An 18,227-nucleotide genomic window follows, 5' to 3' on the forward strand; every position below is an offset into this window, starting at 1 on the left:
CGGCTGGAGAGGCGCCAACGCGCCGCTACGTCGTCTCCTGCAACGCCCGGCGCAGCCTGCGGATGATGACGCCGCGGGCGCGGTCGTCGGCGGCGGCCCCAATCCGGTCGTTGATGTCCAGCATGAGTTCCGACATTTCGTTGTGCCAGTCGAGACGGGTCACGGCCTCCGGCGCGAGCCGCCGGCGATGATCGACGTCGCGCACGCGCGGTTCGGGTGCGGCGAGTTCGTAGATGTCGTCCAGCATTGGCTGGTAGACCCTCGCCGCCGGAATGATGCGCTCGGCGACGCGTTCGGCGAGGCCCGCGATCGCTGCTTCCTCGCCATGGACCAGGAACAACCCGCGGGCGATCGGCCGCCGTGCCGCGATCCAGCCGGCGATGCCGGCGCCGTCGGCATGGCCCGAATATTCGTCGATCATGCGGATGCGGGCCGCGACCTTGATCTCGTCGCCCTGGATCCGCACGGCCTTGGCCCCGTTCTGGAGGAAGCGGCCGAGCGTGCCGTTGGCCTGGAAGCCGGCGAGCAGCACGGTCGCGCGCTCGTTCCACAGCCAGCGCTTCAGATGATGTCGGATACGGCCGGCATCGCACATGCCGCTCGCGGCGATGATGATATGGAATCCGGACAGACGCATGATCGCCTTGCTCTCGTCCGCTGTCTCGGTGAATTTGAGATGCGGCGAGTTGAGCAGCCGGCTGGCATCGACGGAGGGGTCGAGGCTCTCCGCATGGCGGCGGAACACTTCGGTGGCGCGGATCGCGAGCGGAGAGTCGAGGAAGATCGGTGCCGTCGGAATCTCGCCATGCTCCATCAGGTCGACGAGGTCGACGATCAGTTCCTGGGTGCGCTCGACCGCGAAGGCGGGCAGCAGCAGCGCGCCGCCGGCCGCTGCCGCATCGCGCACTTCGGCCGCGAGGTGTTTGCGGCGGAGCGCAGGCGTCGTGGCCTCGCGCACCCGGTCGCCATAGGTCGATTCCGAGATGACATAGTCGAAATCGGTCGGCGCTTCGGGATCGGGCTGGAGCAGCTTGGCCTCCGGCCCGACGTCGCCGGAGAGCAGCACGCGCAGCGGACGCGTCGAACCCTGCTCGGCGATTTCGAGCTCGATCGAGGCCGAGCCGAGCAGATGGCCCGCGTTCCAATAGCGCGCGCGGACGCCCGGGATCACGTCGGTCCAGGTTTCATAATCGACCGCGCGAAACGATTGCAGCGATGCGATAGCGTCGGCCTGCGTGTAGATCGGCGCGACTTGCTTGCGACCGCGCGAGGCGTTGCGCCGGTTGAGCTGCGTGACTTCCGATTCCTGGATGCTGCCGGCGTCGGGCAGCATGTAGGAGCAGAGGTCGATCGTGCCGCGCGTCGCCAGGATCGGTCCCTCGAATCCCGCGCGCACGAGTTTCGGCAGCAGACCGCTGTGGTCGATATGGGCGTGCGTGAGCAGCACGGCATCGATATCGGCGGGGCGGAACGGAAAGGCGCCGTAGTTGAGCTCCTTCAGCGTCTTCTGGCCCTGGAACAGGCCGCAATCGACCAGGAAGCGACCGCCTGCGGTCTGAAACAGATAGCTCGAACCGGTCACGGTGCGGGCGGCGCCGCAAAATCGAACGGTGATGCTCATGTCGTCGTCTCCGGAAGATGTGCCGTCGGCAGTTCGGACCGCAGGGTGGCCGCGAGAATCTCGTCGAGCGCGATCGCATTGGTCGGATGCGGCACGCTGTCGGTCGAGCGCACCGACCGGATGCCGGCCTCGGCGAATGCGGCGATCATCCCGGCTGGGAAAAGCGCGTGCGTCACGATCGCATCGACGGCGGTCGCGCCCATCGCCGTCAGGGCCTTCGCCGTGGCCATCAGCGTCGTCCCGGAGGAGACGATGTCATCCACCATGAGCGCCGGCCGTCCCGCGAGCAGGCCGGGATCGGCGAAACTGATCGCCACGGAACGATCGCCGTGCCGCGTCTTTCGCGCCACCGTGTGCTGCAATCCGAGCCGGCTCGCGACGTCGTTCACCCAGGGCTCGGACTCCATGTCGGGTCCGATCACTATCGTCGCGGGATCGATGCCGCCGCCCCTCGCCAGTGCGTTCGCGATCGCCGGCATGGCGGACAGGTTCTCGGCTTCGATACCTGGAAAAACGGACGCGATGTCGGGGGTGCGATGCAGGTGCGCATCCACGGTGACGATTCGGTCGACGATCGTTGCAAGCAGACCGCCCATGGCACGCTGGCTGATCGCCTCGCCCGCATGAAATGCTGCATCCTGCCGCATGTAGCAGAGATAGGGCGCGATCAGCACCAGCCGCTTGGCGCCACCACGTCGCAGGGCCTCCGCAGCAAACAGCAGGGCGATCAGCTTGTCATTGGGTTGATCGAGCGGGGCATAGAGGAGGACGATGTCGGTCGGCGGCGCGACGGCCACGCGCAGCTCGCCGTCCGGAAAGCGATGGACGGCGATCTCGCTGCAGGAAAGCCCGAGCCGCGCCGCAAGCCGTTTCGCCGCATCGCTCCCGCCGGGCAGTGTCTGGAGCGCGATCGTGCTCACGGCGCGGTCTTGCCTTGCAGGGCCTCGTGACCGTTGACGACATACCCGGTTTCCTCGGCGGCGGCATCGGCAACCAGATCCTGCTCGGTGCGATCGAAAGTATGGACGCGGTAGAGCGGCTCGCCCTGCTCGACACGATCGCCGATCTTCTTGAACAGGCGGATGCCGGCGCCCTTGTCGAGCGGTGCTCCGGCGGTGCGGGCGAGGCGGTTCAGACGCAGGCAGTCGATCGCGGACACGGTGCCGTCATGCGTCGCTTTGACATCGAAGCTGATCGGCCCCAGCTCGCTGCTGCATGTCGACGGACCCTGGGCGTCGATGATTTTCTGCATCTGCTTCAGTGCCGCGCCGCTGTCGAGCAATTCGCGCGCTCTCGCATAGCCGGCGCCGCCGCGCAGCTTCGGATCGTATTCCAGCAGATGAGCGGCGAGCCGGAGCGATTTCTCGCGCAGATCGCGCGGCGCATCCGGATCGTTGCCGAGCACGGCCATGACGTCATTGGCTTCGAGCACCGGCCCGATGCCGTTGCCGATCGGCTGGCTTCCGTCGGTCATGATGACCTCGACGGTGCGGCCGAAGCGGTCGCCGACGAATTCGAACAGCTTTCGCAGCCGCATGGCCTCGACGCCGCTGGTGACCTTCGCGGTCGGCCCGACCGGAATGTCGATCAGCAGATGCGTCGAACCCGCCGCGATCTTCTTGGACATGATCGAGGCGACCATCTGCTCGCGGGTATCGAGGCTCAGGGGACGCTCGACCGAGATCAGGACGTCGTCGGCCGGCGACAGGTTGACGTGGCCGCCCCAGATCAGGCAGCCGTTGCAGGCCGAGACGATCGCCTTCATCTCCTCGACGCCGATATTCACCCGCGCCAGCACCTCCATCGTGTCGGCGGTGCCGGCAGGCGAGGTGATGGCGCGCGAGGACGTCTTGGGGATCGGCAGGCCGTGGGCGGCGACGATCGGCACCACCACCATCGAGGTGCGATTGCCGGGGATGCCTCCGATGCAATGCTTGTCGACGATGATCGGGGTCGGCCACACCAATTGCGTGCCGGCCTGGGCCATCGCTCCGGTCAGGGCGAGCAGTTCGTCGCTGGTGATGAAGCTCGCCGAACCGATCAGGAAGGCGGCGATCTCCATGTCCGAGTAGCGATAATGTGCGAGATCGTCGATGATCGCGCCGATCTCGGCCTGGCTCAAGGTTCGCCCGCGGATCTTCGCGCGCACCGCTTCCAGGCTCTCCGGAGGCGAGGCGGGCCTGACCGTGACCAGCGTGCCGACGCCTTGCGCGAAGCGCCGGAACGCCGGTTCAGAGAGCCCGATCTCGTCCGGGGCAGCCAGCGCGTGGTCGTCCGTGATCAGCAACGTCGCCAGCATGACCTTGTCGCCCTGGCGAAGCTCGACGCGGCTGAAGCCGCGGAAGATCTCGGCGCGCAGCGCTTTCGACTGCCGGGAGACGACGACGACGTTTTCGCGACCGGTATCGAGCCGGACGCGGCGGATCTTCAGCTGGGAGTGCGGGAGGTCTGGATGCATGGACAGGCCGGCAAGGAGGAAACCCGGCCTCCATGCTTAGACGTCGCGGTCCTGATGCTGTTGACCCAGATCATGGCCTGCGGGAGGCCTGCGCGCCATGGTGATGTCCCCGATACCGGATGGCTGCATCCGACCGGGGCGGCCAGTTACTTCATGGCGGAGTCGATCGAGTTGAACTTGTTGTTGAGTAGCGCGCCGCCCGTGCTGTTCACGATGGTGACGATCGCCAGCGCGATCCCCGCCGCAATCAGGCCGTACTCGATCGCCGTTGCACCATTCTCATCGGCAAGGAACGACTTGAGCAAACGCATTGCCAACTCCTGTTCATCCGATCCAACGTATGGTCGCATCGTCATCGGACTCGTAAATAGATCGAATAAGTCTTTATGCGCGCCAAAAGAATTAAGCCCGGGCGAGGGCGCCCCCCGCTCATACGACGGCACCCCTTAAATTAAGGTTCCACCGGTGCGTCCAAATGGATTCAAATCGGCCACCCACCGCCGTGAGGGGTGGTGAAGCGCGCCGGAAGGGGCTCTCCGTGCCGGGCAGGGGAGTGCCGCTTAACGAATTATTGAGGCTGTTTGCCAGGCCATCGCGCTCAGCCGCGCCGGCCACCCGCGTTCATCGCCCGCAGCATGGCGATGCGGGCGAACATCACCCAGCCGCCGCCCGTCTCGGCCGCCTCGATCAAGGTCTCGATCGCGGTCTGCCAGTGCGCCTCGTGCTGGGCGTCCTCGGGCAGGTGCATGATGTAGTCCGCGGCCTGCTGAAGCGTCAGCAGCTCGCGCTTGTTGTCCACGCGAACGGGATCGTCGAACGCCGTCGACCAGGGCATGTCAGGCCGCCTGATCCGCGAGGAGTGACATCACGGCGTGACTGCGGCTGCGATGCTGTCAGCTCGCCTTCTTCGCCCGCGCCGGCGCGCGCACCGGCTTGTCGGCGGCCTTTTTCGGGGCTTCCTTCGCCGTCTTCGCCGCAGCGTCCTTGCCGCCCTTGCCTGCGATCGGGAGCAGCATCTCGCGCTGGCCCTCGACGCGCTTCTTCGGCTTCCTGGCCTTGGTGGTCTCCTTGGCAGTCTCCTTGGCGACCTTCGCCGCAGGCGCAGCGTCCTTCTCGTTCGCGATGCTCTTCTTCAGCGCGTCCATCAAGTTGATGACGTTGCCGCCGCTCTTCGGCGTGGCCTTGGCCGCGATCGGCATGCCGCTGCGCTTCTTGTTGATGAGATCGATCAGGGCGGTCTCGTAATGATCCTCGAACAGCTCGGGCTCGAACGCGCCGGACTTCTTCTCGACGATGTGCCTGGCGAGGTCGAGCATGTCCTTCGTCAGCTTCACGTCCTGGATGTCGTCGAAATATTCCTGCTCGCTGCGGACCTCGTAGGGATAGCGCAGCAGCGTGCCCATCAGCCCGCTCTCGAGCGGCTCGAGCGCGATGATGTGCTCGCGGTTGGTCAACACCACGCGGCCGATCGCGACCTTGTCCATGCTGCGGATGGTCTCGCGGATCACGGCATAGGCGTCGTGGCCGACCTTGCCGTCCGGCACGAGATAATAGGGGCGGATCAGATAGCGGTTGTCGATGTCGGCCTTCGGCACGAACTCGTCGATGTCGATCGTGTGGGTCGAGTCGAGCGCGATGTCGTCGAGCTCGTCCTTGGTGACCTCGATATAGGTGTCGGTGTCGACCTTGTAGCCCTTGACGATGTCCTCGGAAGTCACCTCGTCACCGGTCTCGGCGTCGACCTTGAGGTACTTGATCCGATGGCCGGTCTTGCGGTTGATCTGGTTGAAGGAGACCTTCTCGGTATCCGAAGTGGCCGGATAGAGCGCGACCGGACAGGTCACGAGCGACAGACGCAGAAAACCCTTCCAATTGGCGCGGGGGGCCATGGGCTACTCCAAACGCAACAGGGACAGACGATCAGGATACCATCGCGGAACAACGAATCAAAGCAAGGTCGGTTGCTGAATCTTCCAACTGCGTTAACCGGCCGCTGGGCCAAGCTGTCGCTGCCCGATCCGACCGCAACAGCCGGAACATCATATCCAATCACGCGTTGGCTTCGAACATGGCTGCGAGGAGGTCGCGGCTACCCGAAAGCGACATCCAGAGATTGAGGGCATCATGGCAACCACGCGAGAGCAGCGTCAGATCGTGGAAACTCCGACCGAGGCGCGTCAGGGCGAGCCTGGGCCTTCGGTGGCGGCGCTGCTCGCCATCTCGACCGGCCTTGCGATCCTGATCCTTGCCGTCGTCTGGTTCGTGTTCTTCCGGACCTGACGGCCGAATTCACGGGAAGGGCGGACCTTCCGGCGCGCGCCGCGGTACGCGGCAATTGCGCCCGCCCTGCAGCCGGCTCGTCCGGCCGCAGGGCGGGCGCAGTCGCGTTGGCTGCAAAGACATCGTATATGACCGAAAAGTAATGCGGCCGGTTCCCGGCGTTCATATTCGGTTCACGCCGGAATTGCTCATCTGGTGCGGTGTTGATGTGGCCAATGTCTGGAGAGAAGCGTGCGCCTGCTCGTTGTTGAGGACGACCCCGATCTCAATCGCCAGCTCACCAAGGCGCTGACCGACGCCGGCTATGTCGTCGATCGGGCCTTCGACGGGGAGGAGGGGCATTATCTCGGCGACAACGAGCCGTATGATGCCGTCGTGCTCGACATCGGCCTGCCGAAGAAGGACGGCATCTCGGTGCTGGAGGCCTGGCGCCGCAACGGCCGCACCATGCCGGTCCTGATCCTCACCGCCCGCGACCGCTGGAGCGACAAGGTGCAGGGCTTCGACGCCGGCGCCGACGACTATGTCCCCAAACCCTTCCACCTCGAGGAAGTGCTGGCCCGCATCCGCGCGCTGCTGCGCCGCTCGACTGGCCACGCCCAGAGCGAACTCAGCTGCGGCCCTGTGACCCTCGACACAAGGACCGGCCGGGTCAGCGTCTCCGGCAATCCGGTCAAGATGACCTCGCACGAATATCGGCTTCTGGCCTATCTGATGCACCATTCCGGGCGGGTGGTCTCGCGCACCGAGCTGGTCGAACACCTCTACGACCAGGATTTCGACCGCGACTCCAACACCATCGAAGTCTTCGTCGGCCGCATCCGCAAGAAGCTCGACGTCGACATCATCCAGACCGTCCGCGGCCTCGGCTATCTCCTGACCCCGCCGGCGGCCTGAGGCGTTCGGGCTTGACGGGCAGCCCGACAGGGGCCTTGGTCCGGACATGAGCTCTGACGCCCTGCCATCCTGCGCCTCCCGGGATCATTCCGATGCGCGCTAGTTCGCTTGCGAACCGCCTGTTCCTGTCGGCGACCGCTTGGCTCGTGGTGATCCTGGCCGTCACCGGCGTGGTGCTGTCGTCGGTCTACAAGAGCGCCACCGAGCGCGCCTTCGACCGCCGGCTCAATCTCTATCTCCGGACCCTCATCGCCGAGGTCGCGACCCCCGACGAGCCGCCGGACCGTCAGTTCCAGTCGCTTGGCGAGCCCCTGTTCGAGTTGCCGCTGTCCGGCTGGTACTGGCAGATCACGCGCACCGACACTGAAAAGCCCGAAGTCCGCTCCTCGCGCTCGCTCTGGGACAAGAAGCTGCCGAAGCTCGAAGAGCAGGGCGCCGAGCTCACCGCCGCCGGCATTCGCCTCGCCTATGTCGACGGGCCCGAGGGGCAGAACCTGCGCATGGTCGAACGTCCGGTCGATCTCGGCGCCGACGGCAAGTATCTGGTCAGCGTCGCCGGCGACGACACCGAGATTTTCGACGAGACGCGCAGCTTCGACTACTATCTCGGCGGCACCTTCACCGCGCTCGGCATCGTGCTGCTGCTGACGACCGTATTCCAGGTCCGTTTCGGCCTGGCGCCGCTCAAGCGCATCTCCGAATCCATCGCCGACATCCGCTCCGGGCGGGCGGAGCGGCTCGAGGGCGAGTTCCCGGTCGAGATCGCGCCATTGGCGCGCGAGACCAACGCCCTCATCGAGGCCAATCGCGAGATCGTCGAACGCGCGCGCACCCATGTCGGCAACCTCGCCCATGCGATCAAGACGCCGCTCTCGGTCATCGTCAACGAGGCCGGCGCCCATGCCGCCGATCCCTTCGCAGCCAAGGTGATGGAGCAGGCGGATTTGATGCGCGACCAGGTCGCCCACCATCTGGAGCGTGCGCGCATCGCAGCGCGGGTCTCGGTGGTCGCGACCGTGACGGAGGTGGCGCCCGCCATCGAGGCGCTGCGGCGGACCATGGAGAAGATCCATCGCGACCGCGGCATCGTGCTCGAAGCCAAGGCCGATCCGTCGGCAAGATTTCGCGGTGAGCGCCAGGATCTGGAGGAGATGGTCGGCAATCTCGTCGACAATGCCTGCAAATGGGCAGCCTCGCGCGTCTTCATCGAGGTCACCGTGGAGACGCCGCACAAGGCGGGGGCGGGTCCGCGCCTGCGGATCATCGTCGACGACGACGGCCGTGGTCTGTCGGAGGCCGAGCGCGCCCAGGTCTCCCGCCGCGGCCAGCGGCTCGACGAATCCAAGCCCGGCTCGGGACTAGGGTTGTCGATCGTGACCGACCTTGCCGCGCTTTATGGCGGCAGCCTCTCGCTCGGCGGGGCGCCGACCGGCGGCCTACGGGCCGACCTGGTCCTTCCGGGAGTGTAATCCGTTGTTCAAACGTGGCTTTCGTCTTCGCCAAGGCTCGGCCGAAGCCGACCGGACGGATTCCGTCCGACTTCCTAAACGGCTTCTTAAGTGGGTCCTCCTATGATCGCGCCCGGACGCATCCCAGGTCCGCCATTTTACCGTGCATTACCCGGGCGCATGAGCCAGACATCGATCGAGCGGCTGAGGGACTATCTCGCGCAGCTCCCGCCGCAGGCGCAGGCCCTGCTGATGCGGGAGTTCGAGCGCGCCCTGGAGCGCGGCCAGGACACGGCCGTCGCAACCCTCGTGCTCGAGCAATTGCGCAAGATCGTCCGCAAGACCGAAGCCGAGGAGGCCGTGCCTCCACGTACGGACGATCTGTCGCGGCTGCTGTTCCAGGTGTTGGAACCATTCCTGGTCGAGGCGGGCGCCCCTGTCAGGGCCGGGCAGATCCGCCGCTCCTCGCTGCATCCGATCTGGCAATGGCTCGGCCGCGACGGCGCCCCGGACAAGGTAAGCGAATTCGAGGCGGCGCTGGCGCGCATGCCGGCCGACAGCGCGGGACAGGTCGAGGCCTTGGCGCAGAAGCTCCAAGCGGTGGCTGCAGACGCCATTTTCGAGCTGACGGGCCCCGGTGGCGGCGACAAGTCGCGCGCGCTGGCCCGGGTCGGCCCGCCCAACGTGATCGAGGACCTTTATTCGATCGGAGCGGTGCTTCAGGTCCGGGAGGCGATCGCCAGCCTGAACGAGAAGCTGCCGCGCACCTTGCGCGCTTTCGGCGATTCCCAGATCGCCTCGGTGACGTCGGCGCTCAACATTCCGGTGCTCCAGACGCCGCAGATGCTGCCCTTTGCGCTGTCGATCGTGGTGCAGCGGATGACCGCCCCTTGGCAGATCATTCGCCTCGCCATCAAGATTGCTGCGTCCGACGACGAGATCCGCGTCGCGGCGACGCCCTATGGCATCGCCGTCACGATCGCGCTGCACGATCTGTCCTGTGTTGCCGCCACCCTGCGCATGGACATCAAGCGCGGCCATTTCGACAACGTTGCGGGCAATCTCAAGACATTGCACGACGGCGTGCGCGGCCTGCGCACCGAACTCGACCTGCGCAACGATTCCGCCTGGGGCAAGCAATTGACCTCGATCCGGGCCGACATCTCCAATGCGCTGCAATCCGAGATCGACAGCGTTCCCGGCCGCGTTCGACGTATCCTGCGCCAGCGCCCGGAGAAGGACATTCCGCCGGGCGCGCGGATCGACAGCACTGAGGTCGAGGAAGCGGTGGCGCTGATCGACTTTGTCGCCACCTGTCGCAACTATGCGAGTGAGCTTGCGATCAACGAGGTGACGCTGCGCACCTATTCCGATCTCCAGCAATATGTCGAACGCTCGACCGAGCAATTGGTGCAGTCGCTGCGTGCCGCCGATCACAAGGTCCGCACCTACAGGCAACAGCAGGTGCAGGCCGCGATTCGCTTCTGTCAGGTGTTGTTCGGCGATGACTACGCCTCGCTGATGAGCCGGGCAGCGGAAAACGCAGCCACCGGCGAGCGCAAATCGTCGCGCGCAAGCTGATCCAAGCGCATATTTTCGTGATCACAATTTGTAGTTGACCGTGCCGGTTGCGCGCCCTACGGTCCCCGTGCAAGTCCGGGGTACTTCTATTTGTGGGCGCATGAAACCCGTTATCAGCTCCATCGAAATCGAGAACCGCGTCATTACTGCCAAATATCAACGATTGATGGTCGGCGCGCAGGTGGTGCTGGTCGAAAAGGCAAGCGGTCGGCAACTGCCTGAGACAGTCACCAGGGTCGCCTCGCCGGTTCCGGTCGGGGCGTTGCGCATCCGACTGCCCGCGACAATCAGGCCCGGAACGTACTTCCTCAAGGCTCTCAACGGCCACGGTGAGGATGCCGCGCAAAGCACGGACTTCGAGATCGGCTAAGCCGTTGGAGTTTCACCGTTTCGGGACGCGCACGGGTCGCGCCGAATTGACAATTGTCAATTGCCGCATCGTCTGGCCGTGGTGTAAAGCCACCTATGGGCGCGGTTCGTGCGCTGCCGGAAGTTTACCTGATGACGCTATGGTTCGTGTTCGCGCTGATGACGGTCGCGGCGATTTTCGCCGTGCTCCTGCCGCTTGGCCGCAGCGCGCGCGCGCAAGACCAGGGCAGCGAGGTCGCGGTTTACAAGGACCAGTTGGCCGAGATCGAGCGTGATCTCGCCGCGGGCTTGATCCCCGCACCGGACGCCGAGGCGGCGCGCGTCGAGGTCAGTCGCAGGCTGCTCGCCGCCGCGGCCAGCGAACCCGTTGTGGCGCCGACGTCGAATCTCAAATGGCGCCGCGTGGCGGCGGTGCTGGCGCTCGCCGGCCTGCCGCTCATTGCGGTCGGCGTCTACATGCCGCTCGGCTCGCCCCGGCTTCAGGACTTTCCCCTGGCGGAGCGGGAGCGCGGATCCGGGTCCGGCATGGCGCAGTCGCTCGAGAATCTCGTGGCGCAGGTCCAGGACCATCTCGAGAAGAACCCGACCGACGGGCGCGGCTGGAACGTGCTCGCGCCGGTGCTGGAGCGGCTTGGCCGTTTCGACGACGCGGTGCGCGCCTATCGCAACTCGCTCACCTACAATGGCGAGAGCGCCGAGCGCCGGTCCGATCTCGGCGAAGCACTCGCGGCCGCTGCCGGTGGCGTGGTGACCGCCGAGGCCAAGACTGAATTCGAGCGTGCACACGCCCTGAATGCCGATGATCCCAAGGCGAACTACTTCCTCGGCCTTGCCGCCGAGCAGGATGGCCGCAAGGACGATGCCGCCACGATCTGGCGCGCGCTGCTTGCGAAAGCGCCCGCGGATGCGCCATGGCGTGCCCTGGTGCAGTCCTCGCTGGCGCGAGTCGGTGGCGGCGGCACGATGCCGGCGCTGTCCGATGAAACGATTGCTGCTTCCAAGGAGATGGCAGAAGGCGATCGCAACGCGATGGTGCGCGGCATGGTCGAACGTCTGGCCACCCGGTTGAAGGAGAAGGGCGACGACGTCGAGAGTTGGCTGCGCCTGGTGCGCGCCTATCTCGTGATGGGCGAACGGGACAAGGCCGTGGGGGCATCGGCCGATGCCCGGCAGGCGGTCGCCAGCGACGCCGAACGGCTGCGCCAGCTCAACGAAGGCCTCAGAACTCTCGGACTCGGCGGATGACGATGTCGAGACGAGACGAGCGGAGAATTGATACGCCATGACGCGCAAGCAGCGACGTATGACCATCATCGGCGGCTCGCTCGCCGTGCTCGCCCTCGCGGCCGCGCTGGTGCTCAACGCGCTTCGCGACTCCATCGTGTTCTTCTCGACCCCCACCATGGTCGCCGAGAAGCAGGTCGAGCCCGGCAAGCGGTTTCGCCTCGGTGGGCTGGTGCAGCCCGGTTCGCTCTATCGTGGCGACAATCTCATGGTGACCTTCGAGGTCGCCGACGGTGGCGCCAAGCTGCCGGTGGCCTACAAGGGCATTCTTCCCGACCTGTTCCGTGAGGGACAGGGCGTTGTCGCCGAAGGCGCGCTCGACGCCAATGGCGTGTTCAAGGCCGATACCGTCCTTGCCAAGCACGACGAGACCTACATGCCCAAGGACGTCGCCGATGCGCTGAAGAAGCAGGGGCACTGGAAGGACGATTACGACGGCAAGACTTCTGACGCCAAGCCGTCTGGCGGCGGCAAGCCCGCTGCCACGACGGCGCAGGGCAATCCACAAGGAGCGGTGCGGTGATCGCGGAGTCAGGACATTACGCCCTGGTGCTGGCGCTCGCCCTCGCGCTGATCCAGTCCGTCGTGCCGTTGATCGGTGCGCGCCTGCGCGATGCCGCGCTGATGAACGTGGCGCGCTCCACCGCGCTGGCGCAGCTGCTGTTCGTCGGTGCCTCGTTCACGGCGCTTGTGCTGCTGCACGTGAACTCGGATTTCTCCGTCGCCAACGTCTACGAAAATTCCCACTCCATGAAGCCGCTGCTCTACAAGATCACGGGCGTGTGGGGAAACCATGAAGGCTCGATGCTGCTGTGGGTGTTGATCCTCGCATTGTTCGGCGGGCTGGTCGCGGCTTTCGGCAACAATCTGCCGCTGTCGCTGCGCGCGCACGTGCTGGCGGTGCAGGCCTGGGTCGCCAGTGCCTTCTACCTCTTCATCCTCGTGACATCGAATCCGTTCCTGCGCATCGCGAGCCCGCCGATCGAGGGACGCGATCTCAATCCCGTGCTCCAGGACATAGGGCTCGCCGTGCATCCGCCGATGCTCTATCTCGGTTATGTCGGCTTCTCGATCTCGTTCTCCTTCGCGATCGCGGCGCTGATGGAGGGACGGATCGACGCCGCTTGGGCGCGCTGGGTGCGGCCGTGGACGCTGGTCGCCTGGATCTTCCTGACGCTCGGCATCGCCATGGGGTCGTACTGGGCCTATTACGAGCTCGGCTGGGGCGGCTGGTGGTTCTGGGATCCGGTCGAGAACGCCTCGCTGATGCCGTGGCTCTCCGGCACCGCGCTGTTGCATTCCGCCCTGGTGATGGAGAAGCGCAACGCGCTGAAGGTCTGGACCGTCCTGTTGTCGATCCTGACCTTCTCGCTGTCGCTGCTCGGCACTTTCCTGGTGCGCTCGGGCGTCATTACCTCGGTGCACGCCTTTGCCACCGATCCAACCCGCGGCGTGTTCATTCTGCTGATCCTCTGCCTGTTCATCGGCGGCAGCCTGGCGCTGTTCGCGGGCCGCGCCACCTCGTTGAAGCAGGGCGGCCTGTTCGCGCCGATCTCGCGCGAGGGCGCGCTTGTCCTGAACAATCTGCTGCTCACGGTCGCCTGCGCGGTTGTGCTGTTCGGCACGCTCTATCCGCTGGCGATGGAGATGCTCGCCGACTTCAAGATGTCGGTCGGTGCGCCCTTCTACAATCTCACCTTCGCGCCGCTGTTCACCCTGTTGCTGCTGGCCGTGCCGTTCGGGCCGATGATGGCGTGGAAGCGCGGCGATCTGCTCGGCGTGATGCAGCGTCTGTTAGCCGCGGGCGTTGCCGGGCTCGTTGCCGTCGCCATTGCCTGGGGCTGGGCGCGCGGCGGCAGTGCGCTGGCGCCGCTGGCGATCGGCCTCGGCATCTTCGTCATCGCCGGCGCGGTCACCGACATCGTCGAGCGCACCGGCCTCGTGCGGCTGCCGTTCGCAACGGTGCTGCACCGGGCGCGCGGCCTGCCGCGCTCGGTCTGGGGCACGGCGTTCGCGCATGCCGGCCTCGGCGTGGCGCTCATCGGGATCGTCTGCGAAACGACCTGGAACAGCGAACATATCGCAACCATGAAGCAGAACGACGTCGTCCACATCGCCGGCTTCGACGTGAAGCTCGACGGGGTGCTTCAGCGTCAGGGCCCGAACTACCGCGAGATGATCGCCGAGTTCAACGTCAGCCGTGATGGCGGGACCCTCAGCGTCATGACGCCCTCCAAGCGCAGCTTCACCACTCGCGGCTCGTCGACCACCGAGGCCGCGCTGCTGACGCGCGGCGCGAGCCAGCTCTACATCTCGCTTGGCGACGCCACGGCCGAGGGCGCCATCGCCGTGCGCATCTATCACAAGCCGCTGGTGCTCCTGATCTGGTGGGGGCCGGTGTTGATGGCGTTCGGCGGCGTGCTCTCGCTGTCCGACCGGCGCCTGCGGGTCGGCGCGCCGAAGCCGGCGCGGGCCAAGCAGCGCCTCCAGCCTGCGGAGTGATCCGATGCGTCGGATGATGGCCGCGTTCACCCTGCTGATGCTGCTGGCCTTGCCTGCGGCGCACGCGGTGCAGCCCGACGAGATCATGTCGGATCCCGCCAAGGAAGCCCGCGCACGCGAGCTGTCGCGCGAGTTGCGCTGCATGGTTTGCCAGAACCAGTCGATCGACGATTCCGATGCGCCGCTGGCGCGCGACCTGCGGCTGCTGGTGCGCGAGCGCATCGGTGCCGGCGACAGCAACTCGCAGGTGCTCGACTTCCTGGTCGCCCGCTATGGCGAGTTCGTGCTGCTGAAGCCACGCTTCGAGCGGCAGACCCTGTTGTTGTGGCTGCTCGGGCCGGTGCTGCTGATCGGGGGCGGCGTGGCGCTATGGCTGCAAATCCGGCGTCGTGCGCGCAGTGGTGCAGACGTACCGGCCCCGCCACTCTCGCCCGACGAGAAGGCACGGCTCGCTGCGTTGATGTCGGACGATGCGAAATCTTCCTAGATTTCCCGAGCTTTAGGATCGTCCTGGCGACGTCATGAACTAGGCCGCCGGCCCGCTTCGCGCGTGCTTCATGCTATGTTGACCTTTGTCTGGAAGCTTGTCGCGAGATGTGATTCCAGACTCCGAGTCCCCGATGTTCGCGAACAGCAATCTGACGATCCGCTTCCTGGTCGGCGCCGTCGTCGCCGCATTATTGTTCCTGCTGGGAATCGGCGGAGGCACTGGCTTCATCGCGGTGCTCTATCTCAACAACGAGATCACTAGCCTGTCCTCGGACTTCGCCGCGCTGAGCGGTCCTGCACGCGACCATGCCATGCAGATCTATCAGCAGGCGCAGACCGCGTTCTCCTACTTCCTGGTTGCCTGCGGCGTGATCGCCGTCGTTGCCGTCGCGATCTGTCTCACCACCTGGTTCGCCGTGCGCAACGGCATCCTCAGTCCGCTCGCGGCGATCGTGCATGCCATGCGCGAGGTCGCCGACCAGAAATTCGAGACGCCCGTGCCCGGGCTCGGCCGCACCAACGAGATCGGCCTGCTCGCCGGTGCGCTGGAGGTTTTCAAGACCAACGGCCTCGAGCGGCGCCACCTCACCGAACGGCAGATGCAAGAAGCGCAGCACCAGGCCGAGCGATCGAAATTCCTGGACGACCGGATCAAGCGCTTCAATGATCTCGTCGCCAGCGTCGTCGACAGCGTGGCGTCATCGGCCGTGCATCTGAAGAGCAACGCCGAGACGCTGTCGCGGACGGCCAACGACACCAGCACCAAGGCCAACGCGGTCGCGAGCGCCGCGAACCAGGCCAGCACCAGCGTGCAGACAGTCGCAGGTTCCGCCGGGGAGATGACGAATTCGATCGGCACCATCAGCCGCCGCGTCACGGACGCGACCCAACGTGCCGAGGGCGCAGCGTCCCAGGCGGAGAAGAGCCGCGACACCATCCACACGCTGCCGGATGCCGCCGACAAGATCGGCGAGGTCGTGCAACTCGTGCAGGCGATCGCATCGCAGACCAATCTGCTGGCGCTGAACGCCACCATCGAGGCGGCACGGGCAGGGGAGGCCGGCAGAGGGTTCGCGGTGGTTGCCTCCGAGGTCAAGAATCTGGCGCATCAGACCAGCAAGGCGACCGAGGAGATCACCTCCCATGTCGCCAGCATTCAAGGCATCACCGCACAAACGCGCGGCGCGATCGACGGCATTTCCAAGACGCTGTCGGAGATCTCGTCCATCATGTCCGGCATCGAGGTCGATACGGCCCAGCAGCGCAATGCCACGCAGGAGATCACGCGCAGCGCCCAGGACGCCGCGCGCGGCACCCTCGACGACGTCTCCAACCATATCGTCCAGATCACCTCGACCTCCGCGGAGACCGGCCGCATGGCCGCCGAGGCCAGGGATTCCGCGGTCGACCTGTCGCAGCAGGCCGAAACCTTGAAGCGCGAAGTCGACGAGTTCATCGTCAGCGTCAAGGCGAGCTAGGCGGCGCCAAAGAATCGCGTTTTGAGGCATTGCGGGAACTCGATTAAGTTCCTGTAAGATCACGATTTTCGGGCTGCGCTGAACTGCCGCATCCGCCTCACCGCTTCATTACAAAAGTTTAACCCCGCCGCCAGCGCGCGGTAAGGCGGGAGCCCCCATGTTCAGGTCCGTAAGGTGCCGCCATCGGGCGCCAATGAATTTCAAGGCCCTGGAGATCTCCGCATGACCGACCGTCCCGACCTCTCGAACCTTCCCTCCTACCGGCAGCCGCGCCCGTCGGTGTTCTCCGCGCGCAAGATCGCGCTGATGGCCTCGGTCGTCGCCGGTCTCGGCGCCGCCGTGTACGGCTTCAGCCCCTCGACCTCGCCGGCCGATCTGTTCTCGAGCCCGGCGCATGCGCAGGTCAACAACGAGGTCCGCAAGGTCGAGCGTCCGGTCGGATTCGCCGACGTCGTCGAACGCGTGAAGCCGTCGGTGATCTCGGTGAAGGTCAACATGAAGGAGAAGACCGCGAGCAACGATGACGGCGACGATTCCTCTTCGCCGTTCCAGCCGGGCTCGCCGATGGAGCGCTTCTTCCGCCGCTTCGGCGGTCCGGACGGCATCCCCGGTCTGAAGGGTGGCGGCCGTGGTCGCGTGGTGCAGGGCCAGGGCTCCGGCTTCTTCATCTCGGCCGACGGTTATGCCGTGACCAACAATCACGTGGTCGACGGCGCCGACAAGGTCGAGGTCACCACCGACGACGGCAAGACCTACACCGCCAAGGTGATCGGCACCGACCAGCGCACCGACCTTGCTCTGATCAAGGTCGAGGGCAGCTCGAACTTCCCGTTCGCCAAGCTCGCCGACGCCAAGCCGCGGATCGGCGACTGGGTGCTCGCCGTCGGCAATCCCTTCGGCCTCGGCGGCACCGTGACCGCGGGCATCGTCTCGGCCAGCGGCCGCGACATCGGCAACGGCCCCTATGACGATTTCATCCAGATCGACGCGCCCGTGAACAAGGGCAATTCCGGCGGTCCGGCCTTCGACACCAACGGCGAGGTGATGGGCGTCAACACCGCGATCTACTCGCCTTCCGGCGGCAGCGTCGGCATTGCCTTCTCGATCCCGGCGAGCACCGTGAAGAGCGTGGTCGCCCAGCTCAAGGACAAGGGCTCGGTCAGCCGTGGCTGGATCGGCGTGCAGATTCAGCCCGTGACGTCCGACATCGCCGACAGCCTCGGCATGAAGAAGGCCGAGGGCGCGCTGGTGGCGGAGCCGCAGGCCAACGGTCCGGCCGCGAAGGCGGGCATCGAGTCCGGCGACGTGATCACCTCCGTCAACGGCGAGGCCGTGAAGGACGCGCGCGAACTCGCCCGCACCATCGGCGGCATGGCGCCCGGCGCGACCGTGAAGCTCAACGTGCTGCACAAGGGCCAGGACAAGGTCGTCAACCTTACCCTCGGCCAGCTGCCGAACACGGTGGAAGCCAAGGCTGACATTGACAGCGACAGCGGCAAGGGCGCCAACAAGGGTACCGACGTGCCCAAGCTCGGCATGACCGTCGCGCCCGCCAACTCCGTGGCCGGTGCCGGCAAGGAAGGCGTCGTGGTCACCCAGGTCGATCCGAAGAGCGCTGCGGCCGAACGCGGCTTCAAGGAAGGCGACGTGATTCTGGAGGTCGGCGGCAAGAGCGTCGCCACCGCCGGCGAAGTCCGCGATGCCATCAGTACGGCGCGGACCGACAACAAGAACAGCGTCCTGATGCGCGTGAAGAGCGGCGGCCAGTCGCGCTTCGTCGCCGTGCCCATCGCCAAGGGGTAAGCCTTAAGGATGCTCTC

At 65.9% G+C, this 18,227-nt stretch carries 17 protein-coding genes; 11 read left to right on the forward strand and 6 right to left on the reverse strand.

All coding sequences use genetic code 11. The annotated features are described in order from the left end of the window. Positions 1–25 precede the first annotated feature (25 nt). The 6 genes from ACFDR6_RS21685 to ku all read right to left on the reverse strand — a co-directional run bounded on the left by ACFDR6_RS21685 (position 26) and on the right by ku (position 5,968). A complete protein-coding gene (locus ACFDR6_RS21685; RefSeq protein ID WP_375859435.1) occupies positions 26–1,621 on the reverse strand; it encodes an MBL fold metallo-hydrolase in 1,596 nt (531 codons plus the stop codon). Then, positions 1,618–2,541 (reverse strand): ribose-phosphate pyrophosphokinase, encoded by a 924-nt coding sequence (locus ACFDR6_RS21690; protein ID WP_375859436.1) that lies wholly within the window; start codon positions 2,539–2,541, stop codon positions 1,618–1,620. Before ACFDR6_RS21690 ends, ACFDR6_RS21685 begins: the two co-directional genes overlap by 4 nt. Beyond that, on the reverse strand, positions 2,538–4,079 hold the full coding sequence (locus ACFDR6_RS21695; RefSeq protein ID WP_317240334.1) for a thymidine phosphorylase family protein: 1,542 nt from the start codon (positions 4,077–4,079) through the stop codon (positions 2,538–2,540). The genes ACFDR6_RS21690 and ACFDR6_RS21695 overlap by 4 nt, the downstream gene beginning before the upstream one ends. Before the next feature lie 146 nt (positions 4,080–4,225). After that, positions 4,226–4,390: a Flp family type IVb pilin gene (locus ACFDR6_RS21700; protein ID WP_212081350.1), complete on the reverse strand. Its 165-nt coding sequence runs from the start codon at positions 4,388–4,390 to the stop codon at positions 4,226–4,228. A 287-nt stretch (positions 4,391–4,677) separates the two neighbouring features. Then, the gene (locus tag ACFDR6_RS21705) at positions 4,678–4,914 is read right to left on the reverse strand and encodes a hypothetical protein (protein WP_212081351.1); all 237 of its coding nucleotides are present in this window, start codon (positions 4,912–4,914) and stop codon (positions 4,678–4,680) included. Positions 4,915–4,972: 58 nt separating this feature from the next. After that, complete coding sequence (gene ku / locus ACFDR6_RS21710; RefSeq protein ID WP_212081352.1) at positions 4,973–5,968, reverse strand: non-homologous end joining protein Ku; 996 nt, start codon at positions 5,966–5,968, stop codon at positions 4,973–4,975. 235 nt (positions 5,969–6,203) lie between these two features. On the opposite strand from ku, the gene ACFDR6_RS21715 reads away from it, so the two are divergent. The 11 genes from ACFDR6_RS21715 to ACFDR6_RS21765 all read left to right on the forward strand — a co-directional run bounded on the left by ACFDR6_RS21715 (position 6,204) and on the right by ACFDR6_RS21765 (position 18,210). Continuing rightward, positions 6,204–6,359: a hypothetical protein gene (locus ACFDR6_RS21715; RefSeq protein ID WP_187435894.1), complete on the forward strand. Its 156-nt coding sequence runs from the start codon at positions 6,204–6,206 to the stop codon at positions 6,357–6,359. 231 nt (positions 6,360–6,590) lie between these two features. After that, on the forward strand, positions 6,591–7,256 hold the full coding sequence (locus tag ACFDR6_RS21720) for a response regulator transcription factor (protein WP_063195961.1): 666 nt from the start codon (positions 6,591–6,593) through the stop codon (positions 7,254–7,256). Between the two features lie 92 nt (positions 7,257–7,348). Next, a complete protein-coding gene (locus tag ACFDR6_RS21725) occupies positions 7,349–8,725 on the forward strand; it encodes an ATP-binding protein (protein ID WP_375859437.1) in 1,377 nt (458 codons plus the stop codon). A gap of 159 nt (positions 8,726–8,884) precedes the next feature. Beyond that, positions 8,885–10,285, forward strand: a complete 1,401-nt coding sequence (locus ACFDR6_RS21730) for a hypothetical protein (protein WP_212081354.1) — start codon at positions 8,885–8,887, stop codon at positions 10,283–10,285. A 100-nt stretch (positions 10,286–10,385) separates the two neighbouring features. After that, positions 10,386–10,655, forward strand: coding sequence for a hypothetical protein (locus ACFDR6_RS21735; RefSeq protein ID WP_212081355.1), 270 nt, complete (start codon positions 10,386–10,388; stop codon positions 10,653–10,655). Positions 10,656–10,786: 131 nt separating this feature from the next. Then, positions 10,787–11,899 carry a c-type cytochrome biogenesis protein CcmI gene (gene ccmI, locus ACFDR6_RS21740; protein ID WP_375859438.1) on the forward strand — a complete coding sequence of 371 codons (1,113 nt, stop codon included), beginning with the start codon at positions 10,787–10,789 and terminating at the stop codon, positions 11,897–11,899. A 37-nt stretch (positions 11,900–11,936) separates the two neighbouring features. Continuing rightward, a complete protein-coding gene (ccmE, locus tag ACFDR6_RS21745) occupies positions 11,937–12,461 on the forward strand; it encodes a cytochrome c maturation protein CcmE (RefSeq protein WP_375859439.1) in 525 nt (174 codons plus the stop codon). Further along, positions 12,458–14,440 (forward strand): heme lyase CcmF/NrfE family subunit, encoded by a 1,983-nt coding sequence (locus ACFDR6_RS21750; RefSeq protein WP_375859440.1) that lies wholly within the window; start codon positions 12,458–12,460, stop codon positions 14,438–14,440. The genes ccmE and ACFDR6_RS21750 overlap by 4 nt, the downstream gene beginning before the upstream one ends. A 4-nt stretch (positions 14,441–14,444) precedes the next feature. After that, complete coding sequence (locus ACFDR6_RS21755) at positions 14,445–14,927, forward strand: cytochrome c-type biogenesis protein (protein WP_317240332.1); 483 nt, start codon at positions 14,445–14,447, stop codon at positions 14,925–14,927. Between the two features lie 133 nt (positions 14,928–15,060). After that, positions 15,061–16,407 carry a methyl-accepting chemotaxis protein gene (locus ACFDR6_RS21760; protein ID WP_375859441.1) on the forward strand — a complete coding sequence of 449 codons (1,347 nt, stop codon included), beginning with the start codon at positions 15,061–15,063 and terminating at the stop codon, positions 16,405–16,407. Positions 16,408–16,629: 222 nt separating this feature from the next. Next, positions 16,630–18,210 carry a Do family serine endopeptidase gene (locus tag ACFDR6_RS21765; protein WP_375859442.1) on the forward strand — a complete coding sequence of 527 codons (1,581 nt, stop codon included), beginning with the start codon at positions 16,630–16,632 and terminating at the stop codon, positions 18,208–18,210. Positions 18,211–18,227 lie beyond the last annotated feature (17 nt).

This window comes from Bradyrhizobium tunisiense, assembly GCF_042263385.1.
In the GTDB taxonomy this organism is placed as follows: Bacteria; Pseudomonadota; Alphaproteobacteria; order Rhizobiales; family Xanthobacteraceae; genus Bradyrhizobium; species Bradyrhizobium tunisiense.